The 15,740-nt window shown below is 65.6% G+C and carries 13 protein-coding genes and 1 pseudogene; 9 read left to right on the forward strand and 5 right to left on the reverse strand.

What is annotated here, in order from left to right; all coding sequences use genetic code 11:
• Window positions 1–317: 317 nt before the first annotated feature.
• A complete protein-coding gene (locus FJQ54_RS05095; protein ID WP_140927335.1) occupies window positions 318–2,189 on the reverse strand; it encodes a ribonucleoside-diphosphate reductase subunit alpha in 1,872 nt (623 codons plus the stop codon).
• Between the two features lie 397 nt (window positions 2,190–2,586).
• On the opposite strand from FJQ54_RS05095, the gene FJQ54_RS05100 reads away from it, so the two are divergent.
• The 7 genes from FJQ54_RS05100 to FJQ54_RS05130 all read left to right on the forward strand — a co-directional run bounded on the left by FJQ54_RS05100 (window position 2,587) and on the right by FJQ54_RS05130 (window position 8,587).
• Complete coding sequence (locus FJQ54_RS05100) at window positions 2,587–4,104, forward strand: fumarate hydratase (RefSeq protein WP_140927336.1); 1,518 nt, start codon at window positions 2,587–2,589, stop codon at window positions 4,102–4,104.
• A gap of 1 nt (window position 4,105) precedes the next feature.
• Window positions 4,106–4,762 carry an HAD family hydrolase gene (locus FJQ54_RS05105; RefSeq protein WP_140927337.1) on the forward strand — a complete coding sequence of 219 codons (657 nt, stop codon included), beginning with the start codon at window positions 4,106–4,108 and terminating at the stop codon, window positions 4,760–4,762.
• Between the two features lie 78 nt (window positions 4,763–4,840).
• The gene (locus tag FJQ54_RS05110) at window positions 4,841–5,518 is read left to right on the forward strand and encodes a PEPxxWA-CTERM sorting domain-containing protein (RefSeq protein ID WP_235890320.1); all 678 of its coding nucleotides are present in this window, start codon (window positions 4,841–4,843) and stop codon (window positions 5,516–5,518) included.
• 109 nt (window positions 5,519–5,627) lie between these two features.
• Window positions 5,628–6,140, forward strand: a complete 513-nt coding sequence (locus tag FJQ54_RS05115; protein ID WP_140927338.1) for a RidA family protein — start codon at window positions 5,628–5,630, stop codon at window positions 6,138–6,140.
• A 5-nt stretch (window positions 6,141–6,145) separates the two neighbouring features.
• Window positions 6,146–7,219, forward strand: a complete 1,074-nt coding sequence (locus FJQ54_RS05120) for an MBL fold metallo-hydrolase (RefSeq protein WP_140927339.1) — start codon at window positions 6,146–6,148, stop codon at window positions 7,217–7,219.
• Window positions 7,220–7,378: 159 nt separating this feature from the next.
• Entirely contained in the window at window positions 7,379–7,909 is a 531-nt protein-coding gene (locus tag FJQ54_RS05125) for a DUF2087 domain-containing protein (protein ID WP_140927340.1), read from the forward strand.
• Between the two features lie 42 nt (window positions 7,910–7,951).
• Entirely contained in the window at window positions 7,952–8,587 is a 636-nt protein-coding gene (locus FJQ54_RS05130) for a glutathione S-transferase family protein (RefSeq protein ID WP_140927341.1), read from the forward strand.
• A 17-nt stretch (window positions 8,588–8,604) separates the two neighbouring features.
• On the opposite strand, the gene FJQ54_RS05135 is transcribed toward FJQ54_RS05130, so the two are convergent.
• The 4 genes from FJQ54_RS05135 to FJQ54_RS05150 all read right to left on the reverse strand — a co-directional run bounded on the left by FJQ54_RS05135 (window position 8,605) and on the right by FJQ54_RS05150 (window position 13,127).
• On the reverse strand, window positions 8,605–9,414 hold the full coding sequence (locus FJQ54_RS05135; protein WP_140927342.1) for an enoyl-CoA hydratase/isomerase family protein: 810 nt from the start codon (window positions 9,412–9,414) through the stop codon (window positions 8,605–8,607).
• Between the two features lie 74 nt (window positions 9,415–9,488).
• Window positions 9,489–9,971 carry a GAF domain-containing protein gene (locus FJQ54_RS05140; protein WP_140927343.1) on the reverse strand — a complete coding sequence of 161 codons (483 nt, stop codon included), beginning with the start codon at window positions 9,969–9,971 and terminating at the stop codon, window positions 9,489–9,491.
• Window positions 9,972–9,998: 27 nt separating this feature from the next.
• Entirely contained in the window at window positions 9,999–11,174 is a 1,176-nt protein-coding gene (locus FJQ54_RS05145; RefSeq protein WP_140927344.1) for an isovaleryl-CoA dehydrogenase, read from the reverse strand.
• A 177-nt stretch (window positions 11,175–11,351) separates the two neighbouring features.
• Window positions 11,352–13,127, reverse strand: a complete 1,776-nt coding sequence (locus FJQ54_RS05150) for a monovalent cation:proton antiporter-2 (CPA2) family protein (RefSeq protein ID WP_140927345.1) — start codon at window positions 13,125–13,127, stop codon at window positions 11,352–11,354.
• Window positions 13,128–13,396: 269 nt separating this feature from the next.
• On the opposite strand from FJQ54_RS05150, the gene lptB reads away from it, so the two are divergent.
• Both lptB and rpoN read left to right on the forward strand, forming a co-directional pair.
• Entirely contained in the window at window positions 13,397–14,146 is a 750-nt protein-coding gene (gene lptB / locus FJQ54_RS05155; protein WP_140927352.1) for an LPS export ABC transporter ATP-binding protein, read from the forward strand.
• A gap of 4 nt (window positions 14,147–14,150) precedes the next feature.
• Window positions 14,151–15,639 (forward strand): annotated as a pseudogene (gene rpoN, locus FJQ54_RS05160) (RNA polymerase factor sigma-54).
• Window positions 15,640–15,740 lie beyond the last annotated feature (101 nt).

Genomic DNA, 15,740 nt, shown 5'->3' on the forward strand with positions numbered 1-15,740 from the left:
TCATTGGCGAGGCTCCCACGCGGATGTCGGGCTGGCGGGGAGGGTTTGTGTGACGGCTGCGACTGTGAACGCGGCGAGCGTCAGTAAGGCGATGTCTCGAACGATGCGCGATTTTCGCGTCCGAAGCGCCGCAGGCAGAATTTGGGCCGTCGTGCCCGCAGCGGATGTGGGGCGTGCGAGCGGAGAGGTCGCCCCCCCTCCCCGACCCTCCCCCCGGCGGGGGGAGGGAGACGACAAGTTTGTGGGTGCAGGGAGATCATCTCCCTGCCGGGGTGCAGGGGCAGCGCCCCTGCGTTCATCCCGCCCCGCCACGGCCGTCATTGGCAGGCCAGGCACTCGTCATAATCGCGCAGTTCGACTTCGATCTGGCGCAGTTCGGGGGTGTTGTCGCTGTCCACCGCGCCTGCGAAGCCTGCGCGCTGGATGGACTTGGAGCGGAGGTAGTAGAGCGATTTGATGCCCAGTTCCCATGCGCGGAAGTGGAGCATGAGGAGGTCCCATTTTTCCACGTCGGCGGGGATGAACAGGTTCAGCGATTGCGCCTGATCGATGTAGGGCGTGCGGTCTCCGGCGAGTTCGAGGAGCCAGCGCTGGTCGATTTCGAAGGCGGTTTTGTAGGTCGCTTTTTCATCCGCATCGAGGAAATCGAGGTGCTGGACCGAGCCGCCCTGTTCAAGGATGGAGTTCCACACCGCGTCGGAGTTTTTCGCCTTTTCGATCAGCAGCTTTTCGAGGAACGGGTTCCTGACCACGAAGCTGCCGGAGAGCGTTTTGTGGGTGTAGATGTTGGCCGGAATCGGCTCGATGCAGGCGCTGGTGCCGCCGCAGATGATGCTGATGCTGGCGGTGGGGGCGATCGCCATCTTGCAGGAGAAACGCTCCATCACGCCGCGGTCTGCGGCATCGGGACAGGGGCCGCGTTCGGCGGCGAGCAGCATGGAGGCTTCATCCACCTTGGAGCGGATGTGGCGGAACATCTTGTTGTTCCACGCCTTGGCGCTGGCGGATTCGAAGGGGATGTTGCGCGCCTGATAGAAGCTGTGCAGGCCCATGACGCCCAGGCCCACCGAGCGTTCGCGTTCGCAGCTGTATTTGGCGCGGGCCATTTCCGGGGCGGCGCGGTCGATATAATCCTGCAGGACATTGTCGAGGAAGCGCATCACATCCTCGATGAAGCGGGTGTCCTTGCTCCACTGGTCCCAGGTTTCGAAGTTGAGGCTGGAGAGGCAGCAGACGGCGGTGCGATCATTGCCCAGATGATCCGTGCCGGTGGGCAGGGTGATTTCCGAGCAGAGGTTGGAGGTGGAGACCTTCAGGCCAAGCTCCCGGTGGTGCTTTGGCATGTTGTTGTTCACATGATCGATGAAGACGATGTAGGGCTCGCCGGTTTGCAGGCGGGTTTCGACCAGCTTCTGGAACAGGGCGCGGGCATCGACGGCCCCGCGCTTCTCCCCGGTTTTGGGGGAGACGAGATCGAATTCGGTGCCGCTGCGCACCGCTTCCATAAAGGCGTCGGTGATGAGCACGCCATGGTGCAGGTTCAGCGCCTTGCGGTTGAAATCGCCCGAGGGTTTGCGGATTTCGAGGAATTCCTCGATCTCGGGGTGGTTGATGTCCAGATAGACGGCGGCCGAGCCACGGCGCAGGCTGCCTTGGCTGATGGCGAGCGTGAGCGAATCCATCACGCGGACGAAGGGGATGATGCCAGAGGTCTTGCCGTTTAGGCCGACGGGTTCGCCGATACCGCGCACATGGCCCCAATAGGTGCCGATGCCGCCGCCGCGGGCTGCCAGCCACACATTCTCGTTCCAGGTGTTGACGATGCCTTCGAGGCTGTCTGACACGGAGTTCAGGTAGCAGCTGATCGGCAGGCCGCGCCCGGTGCCGCCGTTGGAGAGGACGGGGGTGGCGGGCATGAACCAGAGGTTGGAGATATAATCATACAGCCGCTGGGCGTGGCCGGCGTCATCGGCGTAGGCAGCAGCGACGCGGGCGAACAGATCCTGACAGGTTTCGCCGGGCAGCAGGTAGCGATCCTTCAGCGTTTCGATGCCGAAGGCGGTAAGCAGGGAATCGCGCGACGGATCGGTGGTGACCGGGAAGCGCGGGCCGTAAATGGCATGGCTGTCCGGTTTACTGGTGGCTGCGACATCGCCTTCGGGAGGCGTTTCGCTGCGCTGAAAGTCCATGGTCGTCCCCTCTAGTCTCGTCTTTTGCGGCGGGCTGGGAAGGGTGAGTTCCCGGCCTGCCAATATAGGCTTTCCTGCCCGATTCTGCAGCCCCGGCAGCGTTGGTCGCGCCATGGATTGAGCCGAACCGGCACAAGTTCTGGGGGTATGCTGACCATCCCCCACACAAGGGATAGTGCCAAATCCCTGCGACGTTGCAAGCCCGTTTATTTTCGGTTCAGGGCAGTTCAGGGCATTGACAGGCCTGTTGCCGTCTCTTGCGGGGAAGCGACGCGGCGCACCAGTGCATTTGCGCGTTCACTGGCGTTCTCCCCCGAACCATACACAGCTTTCGGCGGGCTTGGCTTTGGGCATGGCACGGGGCTAAGGCGCGTGTCACATTCAGGAGATACCGACGATGGCGCTGATCCGGGCTGAAGATGTGATCGAAAGTGTGGCGGACGCGCTGCAGCATATCAGCTATTTCCACCCGCTGGATTATATCGAGGCGCTGGGCAACGCCTATGCTCTGGAGGAATCCCCGGCCGCGAAAGACGCCATCGCGCAAATCCTCACGAACAGCCGCATGTGTGCCGAAGGGCATCGGCCGATCTGCCAGGATACCGGAATCGTTGCCGTGTTCGTGAAGGTGGGCATGGGCGTGCAGTGGGACGGCACGATGACGCTGGACCAGATGATCAACGAAGGTGTGCGGCGCGGCTATGGCAACCCGGACAATAAGTTGCGTGCCTCTATCGTCGCCGATCCGGCCTTCGGGCGGGTGAACACGCGGGATAATACGCCTGCGGTGATCCATGTGGAAATGGTGCCGGGCGCCACCCTAGAAATCGCGCTGGCGGCCAAGGGCGGCGGGTCTGAGAACAAGTCCAAGTTCGTGATGCTGAACCCCAGCGATTCGATTCTGGATTGGGTGGTGAAGACGGTGCCGCTGATGGGGGCTGGCTGGTGCCCGCCCGGCATGTTGGGAATCGGCATTGGCGGCACCGCCGAAAAGGCGATGGTGATGGCCAAGGAATCGCTGATGGGGCCGATTGACATGGCCGTGCTGAAGGCGCGGGGGCCGCAAACCCGGACGGAGGAGCTGCGCATCCAGATTTATGACGCGGTGAACGCGCTGGGAATCGGCGCGCAGGGGCTGGGTGGGCTTTCCACCATTTTGGACGTGAAGATTCTGGAATATCCCACCCATGCCGCTTCGAAGCCGGTGGCGATGATCCCCAATTGCGCGGCGACACGGCATGCGCATGTGCATCTGGATGGCTCTGGCCCGGCCTATCTGCCCGCGCCAGACCTTTCCAAATGGCCGAAGGTGGACTGGAAGCCTTCGCCCGAAGCCATCCGCGTCGATCTGGATTCGCTGACGCCGGAGATCGTCGCCAGCTGGAAGCCGGGCGACCGGCTGCTGCTGAATGGCAAGATGCTGACGGGGCGCGACGCCGCGCACAAGCGCATGACGGACATGCTGGCCAACGGCGAGACGCTGCCCGTCGATTTCACCAACCGGGTGATCTACTACGTCGGCCCGGTGGACCCGGTGCGCGACGAGGTGGTGGGGCCGGCCGGGCCGACCACCGCCACGCGGATGGACAAGTTCACCGAGACGATGCTGGCGAAAACCGGCCTCATCGCCATGGTCGGCAAGGCCGAGCGCGGACCTGCGGGGATCGAGGCGATTGCCAAGCACAAGGCCGCCTATCTGATGGCGGTGGGGGGCGCGGCCTATCTGGTGGCGCGCGCTATCAAGGCATCGAAGGTGCTGGCCTTCGAAGACCTTGGCATGGAGGCCATTTACGAGTTCGAGGTGCGCGACATGCCGGTGACGGTGGCCGTCGATTCGACGGGCGAGAGCGTGCACAACACTGGCCCTGCCATCTGGGCGAAGAAGATCGCGGAGAAGCAGGCGGAACCGGCCTGACATGTTGGATTTCGCCCCGAAGGCGGTGATCTTCGACATGGACGGGCTGCTGCTGGATACCGAACGGCTGACCCGGATCGCCATGGAGCAGGAAGCCGCCGCGCGCGGGCTGTCGTTTCCGGACGAACTGTTCCTTGGGCTGGTGGGGGTGGATGAAACGGGCACGCGCAAACGGCTGGCCGAGGTGTTCGGCGCGGATTTCGATTATGACGATTTCCGCCCGGCCTATCGCGCCCGCGTGCGGGAGCGGGTGAAGCAGGGCATGCCGATGCGCCCCGGCGCGCGGGAGATGGTGGAGGCGGTGAAGGCGGCCGGGCTGCCGATGGCGGTTGCCACCTCCAGCTGGCGGGCGCAGGCGGAGCCGCATCTGGCGCAGGCGGGTATCCTGCCATGGCTGGACGCGCTGGTGACGCGCGACGATGTGACGAACGCCAAGCCCGACCCGGAGCCTTATCGGCTGGCGGCGAAGCGGCTGGGCTTTGCGCCCGGCGAGATTCTGGCGCTGGAGGATTCGCACAGTGGCGTGCGATCCGCCGCGGCTGCGGGTACGAAGGTGGTGATGGTGCCGGACCTGCTGCCTGCCTCCGACGAGATGCGCGCGCTGGCCTATGCCGTCGCGCCCGACCTGCATGTCGTGCGCGGCTGGCTGGGGCTGTGACGGGCCAGCAACGCTTGTTTACAACAGGATGCGGGGCTTTGCGGTAAGGCGTTGCGATCAACCACGAGGGGTCGTGACATGCGCAATTTCATCCGGGTTTCGGTGGCCGTGCTGGCGGCATCGACATTCATGGCAGGCGCGGCAGACGCTGCCGAGCTGATCACCAATGGCGGGTTCGAGGATCTGAGCACCTATGCCGCGCCGGGCAGCCATGGCAGCTATGCCTATCCGGAAGGGGCCGTGGCCGGCTGGACCTTCTATGGCGCAGGCCTGATCAACGGCACCACCGCGACGCCATGGTTCGGCTGGGCGCCGCCGCAGGGGTTTTCCGGCGCGCAATATGGCTTTGTGCAGGGGCAGGGCTGGCTGGTGCAGAGCATCACCGCCGATGTGAGCGGCGCGTTGCAGCTGAGCTGGCTGGAAGGTTCGCGTCCGGACATTTTCGGTGGCGGCTATAAGGGCGACCAGAGCTATGAAGTGTGGCTGGACACCAGCCTGCTGGGTACATTTTCCACCCAGAGCGGGCAGGATTTCACCCTGCGCACGCTGAGCGGGCCGAACGTGACGGCGGGCAACAGCTATAACCTGATTTTCCACGGCCTTTCCGCCAGCGACAACACCGCCTTTCTGGACGATGTGAGCGCCAGCGTGAGCGCATCGGGCGCAGTGCCGGAACCGGCGACATGGGCGATGCTGATCACTGGCTTCGGGCTGATCGGCGCGGTGATGCGGCGGCGCGGGCTGGCGACCGCCTGACACGAGTTCCAAGAGGAAGCGAGGGAGGGCCGCGCGGCTATGGCTGCGCGGCCCTTTTGCTTTTCCGCTTCGTTGGCTTAGGCTGGCCGGGCTGACAGGAGAATGACGGATGCGATTGCGGAACTGGGTGCTGGTGGGTGTGGCGTTGATGGCGGCCCCCGCGCTGGCGGAAACGCCCGAGCAGCGGCTGGCGGCCAAGGGGTTCGTGCTGCCCGAGCCGGTGAAGCCGGTGGCGACCTATGTGACTTCCGCGCGGACGGGCAATCTGCTGTTCCTCTCCGGCCATGGGCAGTGCGGCGAGCAGGCGAACGGCAAGGTCGGCGGCAATCTGAGCGTGGACGAGGGCTATGCCTCTGCGCAGAAGGTGGGGCTGTGCATGCTGGCGACCATCAAGGCGAGCGTGGGCGAGCTTTCCAAGGTGAAGCGCTTTGTGCGCATCTTGGGGTTCGTGAACTCCACGCCGGACTTCACGCAGCATCCGCGCGTGGTGAACGGCTTTTCCGACCTGATGGTGGTGGCCTTCGGAGAGGGCGGCAAGGCCCCGCGCAGCGCGGTGGGCGCGCCCAGCCTGCCGATGAACATCCCGGTGGAGATTGAGGCCATCGTGGAAGTGGCGGATTAGGGCTGATGCGCTGGCGCAATGTCCTGCTGACAGGGCTGGCGCTGTTGGCGGTTTGCGGTGTGGCGCTGGTGCACGCGGCGGACCCGGGGCCGCCCGACATTCCGGTTTCGGATCATTTCAACGGGGAGCGTTTCACCATGCCCGACGGGCGCATGGTGGGGGACAAGCCGCCGGGTGAATTGCTGCGCTGGCTGTGGAGCCGCAAGCCCGCGCCATGGCCCGAACATGTGCCGGTGACGCCTGCGATCCCGGTGGCGCGGGTGGAGGGCGAGCAGATCGTGGCGACGATGGTGGGCCACGCCAGTGTGCTGCTGCAGACGCAGGGGCTGAACATCCTGACCGACCCGATCTGGGCGGAGCGGGCGACGCCCATTTTCGGCATCGGCCCGGCGCGGGCGACGGCGCCGGGAATCCGCTTCGAGGATTTGCCGAAGATCGACCTTGTGCTGCTGAGCCACGGCCATTGGGATCATATGGACCTGCCCACGCTGAAGCGGCTGTGGGAGCGGGACAGGGCGCTGATCCTGACGCCGCTGGGGCATAAGCGGCTGCTGTCAGGGGAAGGTATCGAGGCGACGGAACTGGATTGGGGCGGGGTGGCGCGCGTCGGCCCGCTGTCTGTGGTGGCGGAGCCGGTGGAGCATTGGACCTCGCGCTGGATTCTGGATCGCAACCGGGCGCTTTGGGCGGGCTGGACGATCCTTGCGCCGGGCGGCTCGATCTATTTCGCGGGGGATAGCGGCTATGGCGACGGCAACCTGTTCCGGGCGGTGCGGCGGCACGGGCCGGTGCGGCTGGCGCTGCTGCCGGTGGGGGCTTACGAGCCGCGCTGGTTCATGGCGGATCAGCATATGAACCCGGCGGAGGCCGTGAAGGCGATGGCCGATCTGGACGCGGCGCAGGCGCTGGGGCTGCACTGGGGCACCTTCCAGCTGACGGACGAGGCGCGCGAAGCCCCGAAGCTGGCGCTGGCGGCGGAACTGGCGAAGGCGGGGGTGGCCGGGCCGCGCTTTCCGGCGCTGGCGGCGGGCGAGGTGCTGGAACTGCCTGCGGTTGCGCGGGCGTGCGCGGGCTGCTAACGGCGAGGTCCACGGTCGGCAGTTCACCGAGGCGTCGCTGTCCCCCTCAAGGGAAGCTAAACCTGCCTTCTTCCACGGTCAGCTTATCGGGTTCGCCCGTGCCACCGTCGTCAAGCCAGCGACCCGCGAACCGGACATGGCACGAACGGGAAGAGACCCATGCCGAAACACGCGATTGCCTTTGAAATCGAGGATATATCCGCCTTTGCGCGGCTGTTGGGGAAGCAGTTGCAGGCGGCGAAAGACACGCCTTCGCACCTGAGCCTGCTGAACATGCTGGCACGGGCCGGGGGATATCGGAACTTCCAGCATCTGCGCGCCGAAGGGGCCGGGCGGCAAGTTGCGGCTGCGGCAGCGGAGGAGCGTTTCGATCCGCGCCCGGTGGAACGGGCCTTCATCCAGTTCGACGCGGCCGGGCAGCTGCTGCGCTTTCCGGCGAAGCGCAGCCTGCAGATCCTGTGCGTGTGGGCGCTGTGGGCGCGGCTGCCGCGCGGCGAGGTGATGGCCGAGCGGCGGGTGAACGAACTGCTGAACACCATGCACCTGTTCGGCGATCCGGCGCTGCTGAGGCGGGACATGGTGGAGATGGGGCTGCTGACGCGGCAGGCGGACGGCAGCGATTACCGGCGGGTGGAGCAGAAACCGCCACCGCCTGCGCGGGAGCTGATCCGGCGGCTGGCGACTCGCTGATGTTCCTGCTATGTTCTTGCTTTGAAGCAGAGAGGCGAGGGCATGGCGGACATCATTTTCTACACCAATCCCAGGTCGCGCGGGCAGATCGTGCGCTTCATGCTGGAGGAACTGGGCGAGCCTTATGAGACGGTGCTGCTGGATTATGGCACCACGATGAAGTCGGCGGATTATCTGGCGATCAATCCCATGGGGAAGGTCCCCGCGATCCGGCATCTGGGGGCGGACGGCAAGGGGCGGGTGGTGACGGAAGCCGCCGCCATCTGCGCCTATCTGGCCGATGCCTATCCGCAAAGTCAGCTGGCCCCGGCCTTGCCGGACAGGGCGGCCTATTACCGCTGGCTGTTCTTCGCGGCGGGGCCGGTGGAAAGCGCGATGCTGGATCGCGCCCGCAAGCTGGAGACCGAAGGCCAACAGAAGGTGATGGCCGGCTATGGCAGTTGGGCGGACGTGATGCAGGCGCTGGATATCGCCGTTTCGGGCGGCGAATGGCTTGCGGGCGAACGCTTTTCGGCGGCCGATGTCTATGCGGGGCTGTCCATGGACTGGCTGGCGATGTTCGGCATGATGGAACCGTCCGCCCCGGTGGCCGCCTATCTGCAACGGCTGCGGGCGCGGCCGGCCTATCAGCGGGCAAAGGCTATCGACGCGGAATTGGGGGCGGCCGCCGGGGGGTGAGGGCGCGGAAACCGGCTTTAGCTGTAATCGGGTTTGCGCTTTTCCAGAAAGGCGCGGACGCCTTCTGCGAAATGCACGTCGCGGGCGGTGAGGACCTGGTTGCGATCCTCCATGGCGATCACCGCTTCCAGCCCGCCCGCATCTATTGAATGGTTCAGCGCATCCTTGGTGAGGCGCAGGCCCAGCGGGCTGGCGTGCAGCATCTCCTCTGCCAGCGCGCGGCCCCGGGCTTCAAGGTCTGACGGATCGAGCACGGCGGAGACGAGGCCGAGTTGCGCTGCCCGCTCCGGCGTGAAGAAACGGCCCGTCAGCATATATTCGGCGGCGACGGACGAGCCGACCATGCGCGGCAGGAAGTAGGACACGCCGATGTCGCAGGCGGACAGGCCGATGCGGATGAAGGCGGCGTTCATTTTCGCCGTGGGGGTGGCGAGGCGCACGTCTGACGCCAGCACGACTGCAAAGCCGCCGCCGGAGGCCGGGCCGTTCACCAGCGCGATGATCGGCTGCGGGCAGCGGCGCATGGCGATGACGATGTCGGCGATGCGGCGCTGGCCATCCAACCCGTCTGCCGTGCTGCCGTTGCTGCCGCCCGCGTTGAAGCTTTTCAGATCGAGCCCGGCGCAGAAGGCGCGGCCCGCGCCCGTCAGCACCACCACCCGCACGTCGCGCCGCCAGTACAGATCGAGGAACAGCTGGCGCAGCGTTTCGACCAGCGCATTGTCCATGGCGTTCAGCTGATCCGGGCGGTTCAGCGTGACGAACAGGATATCGCCCTCGCGCCGCGTGAGCACGGGTCCGCTGGTGAGATCCGGATGGCTGGTCATATGTCCCTCTCCTTGCGGGGACGAGGGATAGGGGGTGTGGACGGCTTTGGAACCCCGCGAAGGGGAGAGGGGGGCTATTTGAACAGGATCTGCATCAGCGCTTCGAAACCGGCCTGATCCTCGGCCGTGAAGCGGTTGGGCAGCGGGCTGTCCAGATCGAGCACGCCGATGATTTCGCCGTTGCGGCGCAGGGGCACCACCAGTTCCGAACGCGATGCGGCGTCGCAGGCGATATGGCCGGGGAAGGCGTGCACATCGGGCACGAGGATGGTTTCGCCGCGTGCCACCGCCGCGCCGCAGACGCCCTTGCCCGGCGCGATGCGGGCGCAGGCGGGCTTGCCCTGAAAGGGGCCGACCACCAGATCGCCGCTTTCGGGTTCGACATAGTAAAAGCCCGCCCAGTTGAGATCGGGCATCTGCGCGAAGATCAGCGCCGCGCAATTGGCGGCGTTGGCCAGCGCATTCGGCTCGCCCGCGATCAGGCCGGACAGCTGCGATTGCAGTTCGGCATGCAGTTGCGCAGGCGGCAGGGCAGAGAGGGCGGGCGCCTCATACATGGGGGGCAACTCCGTTCAGGTGGGGGCTTATGCGGGCCTGTCCGCGCCGATCAGTTCGCGGCCGATCAGCATGCGGCGGATTTCGTTGGTGCCCGCGCCGATGTCCAGCAGCTTGGCGTCGCGCCAGTAGCGTTCCACCGGCCAATCCTTGGTGTAGCCCGCGCCGCCCAGCGCCTGAATGGCTTCGCCCGCCACCTTCACCGCGCTTTCGCTGGCCAGCAGGATCGCGCCCGCCGCATCGAAGCGGGTGGTCTGCCCGGCGTCGCAGGCCTTGGCGACATTATAGACGTAGGAGCGCGCCGATTGCAGCGCGACATACATGTCCGCCACCTTCGCCTGCATCAGCTGGAAGCCGCCGATCGGCTTGCCGAACTGCCGACGTTCGCGGACATAAGGAATGACCGTATCCAGACAGGCCTGCATGATCCCCAGTTGCAGCCCGGCGAGCACGACGCGTTCGTAATCGAGGCCGGACATCAGCACGCCGACCCCGCCGTTTTCCGGCCCCATCACCTGTTCGACGGGAACCTCGCAATCGTCGAAAACCAGTTCGGCCGTGGGGCTGCCGCGCATGCCGACCTTGTCGATCTTCTGGCCGATGCTGAACCCCGGCATACCTTTTTCGATGAGGAATGCGGTGATGCCGCGCGAACCGGCCTCCGGCGCGGTCTTGGCGTAAACCACCAGCGTGTCGGCGTGGGTGGCGTTGGTGATCCAGAATTTGGTGCCGTTGAGGATGAAGCGGTCGCCCTTCTTCTCGGCCTTCAGCTTCATCGAGACGACATCGCTGCCCGCCCCCGCTTCCGACATGGCGAGGCTGCCGACATGTTCGCCGGAGATCAGCTTCGGCAGATATTTCGCCTTTTGCGCGGGCGTGGCCCAGCGGCGGATCTGGTTGACGCACAGGTTGGAGTGCGCGCCATAGCTGAGGCCAATGGCCCCGCTGGCGCGGCTGACTTCCTCCACCGCGATCACATGCTCCAGATAGCCAAGGCCAAGGCCGCCCCATTCTTCCTCCACGGTGATGCCGTGCAGGCCGAGCGCACCCATGGCGGGCCAGAGCTCGTCACGCGGGAACCAATCTTCTGCATCCGCCTTCGCCGCCAGCGGGGCGATCTGCTCGTCCGCGAAGCGGGCGGTGGTGTCGCGGATCATGTCGGCGGTTTCGCCGAGGGCGAAGTCAAAATCGGGGGTGGCGCGCATGTGGGGCCTTCCTGAAACTTGGGGCGGCGTGGAATCTGCCGGACTCTCCGGCGAGTTTGAAACGGGGTTTACGGGAAGGGGTGCAGAAGAAAAGCCTATGATAAAACGCCCGCGTATCCGCAAGTTCCGGGCTGCCCCGGGCAGACGGCGCTTGTCGCGATCCCGCAGTCGAACAGGTCAGGCGTCCGCCGCCTTCCGGTCCACCGGCAGGGAGACGATCTTGTCGTTGAACAGCAGCCGCGCCGCCTCATTCTCACCGGCCAGTTCCAGTTCGAAGCGCTGGGAATCGATGTCGCGCAGTTCCAGCGTGGCCTCCTCGATTTCCTCCGGCGTGGCACCCAGCACCGCCAGCGCCTGCTGGCCCAGCAGCAGCGCGGATTCATAGGTTTCGCGAATCTGGTAATCCGCGCCCGCCTGCACCAGCTTCAGCGCGTGCCGCCGGTCGCTGGCGCGGGCGAGGATCGGCTTGTCGGGATAGTGGCCCTTCAGCAGCTCCACCGCGTGGGTGGCGGCCTCTTCATTGTCGATACAGAGCAGGATCAGCGCCGCGCCCTCTGCGCCCGCCGCGTGCAGGATATCCAGCCGTGTGCCATCGCCGAAATAGACCTTGAAACCGTGGCGGCGAGCTTCGTCGATCATCTCGATGTCGGTGTCGATAATGGAAACCTCGTGCCCACGCGCGAACAGATACTGGCTGGCAATCTGCCCCACCCGGCCGAAGCCAATCACCAGCGCCCGGCCGCTGAGACCGTCCGGTGCGTCGCGGGTTTCGGCCACCAGCGGCCGGTTCTTTTCCAGCCGCCGCAGCAGCACCATGGCGATAGGCGTGAGCACCATGGAGAGGATGATGATCGCCGTGAGGATGGCGTTCTGCTCGCCGGTGATGATCCCGGCGGACAGCGCCGCGGCATAGAGCACGAAGGCGAATTCGCCGCCCTGCGCCATCAGCACGGCGCGATAGAGCGCCTGATGATGATCCGCGCGAAAGACCCGCGCGATCAGGTAGATCACCGCCGCCTTGGCCACCATATAGGCCGCCACATAGAAGAGGATCATGCGCCAGTTGGCGGCCACCACGCCCAGATCGAGCGACATGCCCACCGCCAGGAAGAACAGCCCCAGCAGGATGCCCCGGAACGGGTCGATATCGGCCTCCAACTGGTGGCGGAACACGGATTCCGACAGCAGTACGCCCGCCAGAAACGCCCCCATCGCCATGGAAAGCCCGCCCAGCTGCATCGCATAGGCGGACCCCAGCACCACCAGCAGCGCGGCGGCCGTCATCACTTCGCGCACGCCCACATTGGCCAGCAGTCGGAACAAAGGGTTCAGCAGGAAGCGCCCGGCCAGAATCAGCCCGGCGATGGTGAGGGTGCCGATGCCGATCCCGCGCAGATCGACACCGCCCGCTTCATGCCCCGGCACGGCCGGCGCGAAGAAGGCCACCGCCGCCAGCAGCGGGACGATGGCCAGATCCTCCAGAATCAGGATGGCGACGATGCGCTGCCCGGCGGGCGTGTGCATCTGCCCCTCCTCCTCCAGCAGCCGCATCACGATTGCGGTGGAGGTCAGCACGAAACCGGTGCCCGCCACGAACGAGGGCAGCACCGGAAAGCCTGTCGCCACGCCGATCCCCGTGAGAACCAGCGCCGCCACCGCCACCTGCGCCAGCCCCAGCCCGAAAATCTGCCCCCGCATGGACCATAACCGCGACGGCCGCATTTCCAGCCCGATCAGGAACAGGAACATCACCACGCCCATCTCGGCGATCTGCAACAGCTGCGCCGGATCCTGCAGCAGCCCGAGGCCGAACGGCCCGATCACCACCCCTGCCGCCAGATAGCCAAGGATCGAACCAAGCCCCAGCCGCTGGAACAACGGTGCCGCCACCACGGCAGAGGCCAGCAGCGCCACGATGGGCAGCAGATCGACGCCATGCGCCTGGGCGGACATAATATTCTCCCTGTTGGTGGCCGGGATATATCCGCAGCGGTGGCCCTTGGCGATATAGGGTCCGGCCCTGTCGGCAAAACGCCGGGTGCTGCGGATTGCCTGCCCTGTATAAATCCGCCAATTCGACCGCATTAATCACCCCATGCCTTGAACCCGCTGGCGCAAATGGGCTATTCCATTGCCAGCAAGTTCCGGGCCAACTGCCCCGGAACTCCGGCAAGGCAGAAAGGTTCGCACTCTTGGGCACCCTCACGGCAGACGCCGAACCCATCGCCCGCCCGGCGCAATTGCCGGGCGAAGCTGGCCTCGCCGTCGTCTCCATCGGCAAATCCTATGACAAGCGAGTCGTCCTGCGCGATGTTTCACTCAGCGTGAATCGTGGCGAAGTCGTCGGGCTGCTCGGCCCGAACGGGGCCGGGAAAACCACCTGCTTCTATTCGATCATGGGCCTCGCCGCCCCCGATCAGGGCCGCATCCTGCTGGATGGCGTTGATATCACCCGCCTGCCCATGTACCGCCGCGCCGCGCTCGGCCTCGGCTATCTGCCGCAGGAAACCTCCATCTTCCGCGGCCTTTCGGTGGAGGAAAACATCTCCGCCGTGCTCGAAGTGTCAGAGCCTGACCCTACAGCCCGCGCCGCCCGGCTGGAGGAACTGCTGGGCGAATTCAACATCGCCCGCCTGCGCACGGCCAATGCCATGGCGCTGTCCGGTGGGGAACGCCGCCGCTGCGAAATCGCCCGCGCACTGGCCGCCAGCCCGTCGATCATGTTGCTGGATGAACCCTTCGCCGGGATCGATCCCATCTCCATCGCCGATATCCGCACCCTCGTCAGCCATCTGGCAGATCGCGACATCGGCGTGCTCATCACCGATCACAACGTCCGCGAAACGCTGGAAATCGTCGATCGCGCCTGCATCATCTATGATGGCCGGGTGCTGTTCGAAGGCACGCCGGATGCGCTGGTGAAGGATGAAACCGTCCGCCGGGTCTATCTCGGCGAGGATTTCAGCCTCTAGCCGCATGGCGTTAGGCCCCCGCCTCGATCTCAGGACCAGCCAGACGCTGGTCATCTCGCCCCAGCTTCAGGCGGCGATCAAACTTCTGACTCTGTCGAACCTCGAACTGCAGGCGGAAATCGCCGCCGAACTGGAACGCAACCCGCTGCTGGAAATGGCGGACGACGGGGATGGCGGCGGCCCGGCAGACAGTGCCGACGAACCCGCTGCCCCGGTCAGCCAGGATCCGGCCGATATGGACACCCAGCTCGCCTCGGAAGATCATGCCCACAGCGGCGAGGATCTGGACGTCGATTATGTGGAGGAACGCTTCCACCACGACAGCGTGGCAGACAGCGGCCGCCCGGCCGAACCCGGCGAGGAGTTCAGCTTCGAATCCGTCGCCGCAGACGAGATCGCGCTCGCCGAGCATCTGGAGCGGCAGGCGGCGGGCGTCGCCCCGGCGCTGCGCCCGCTGGTGCTGCACATCATCTCTCTCATCGACGACGCCGGCTATCTGGGCGAAAGCTGCGCCGACATCGCCGAGCGGCTGGGCGTGCCCGAAGAGCAGGTGGATCGCGCGCTGGCCATCGTGCAGACGTTCGAACCCACCGGCGTCGGCGCGCGCAACCTCGCCGAATGCATCGCCCTGCAAGCGAAAGAGGCCGACCGCTACGACCCTTGCATGGCCGCCCTGATCGACAATCTGGAACTGGTGGCGCGCGGCGATCTCGCCCAGTTGCGCCGCCTGTGCGATGTCGACGCCGAAGACATGGCCGACATGCTGCGCGAACTGCGCGGCTACAACCCGAAGCCCGGCCTTGCATGGGGCGGCGGCCGCACCGTGCCCGTGGTGCCGGATATCTTCGTCCGCCGCAGTGCGCGCGGCGGTTTCGCCGTGGAACTGAACAGCGGCACTCTGCCGCGCCTGATCGTCAACCGCCAGTATCAGGCGCGCATCGCCGCCCACAATGTGGGCAAATCGTCCGCGCGCGGAAAGCCGGAGCGGCAGTTTCTGGATAGCTGTATCAGCCAGGCGCACTGGCTGCTGAAGGCGCTGGATCAGCGCGCGGGCACCATCATGAAGGTCGCCGTGGCACTGGTGGAGGAACAGCAAGCCTTCTTCGAAAAGGGCGTCGCGCACCTGAAACCGCTGACGCTGCGGCAGATCGCGGACATGATCGAAATGCACGAATCCACCGTCAGCCGCGTCACCAGCAACAAATATCTGGCCTGCGACCGCGGCGTTTTCGAGCTGAAATATTTCTTCACCACCGCGATCCAGAGCAGCGACGGCGGCACAGACGCCTCCGCCGAGGCCGTGCGCCAGCGCCTGAAAGCCCTGATCGACGCGGAAGATCCGCTGAAGCCGCTGTCAGACGACAAGCTCGTCGAAGCGTTGAAAAAAGACGGCATACGATATCGCCCGCCGCACGGTGACGAAATACCGCGAAGCCATGAACATCCCCAGCAGCTTCGACCGCCGCCGCCGCGCGCTGGTCCGCGCGGCCTGAGGGGGCGCTGCCAAGCAGACGCCGCGAGTTCTCAACTACTGTCCCCCCCAACGTCACCCCACCCACAACCGTCACCCCGGACTTGATCCGGGGTCCAGCTT

This window comes from Sandaracinobacter neustonicus (assembly GCF_006385875.1).
GTDB classification, from domain to species: Bacteria; Pseudomonadota; Alphaproteobacteria; order Sphingomonadales; family Sphingomonadaceae; genus Sandaracinobacteroides; species Sandaracinobacteroides neustonicus.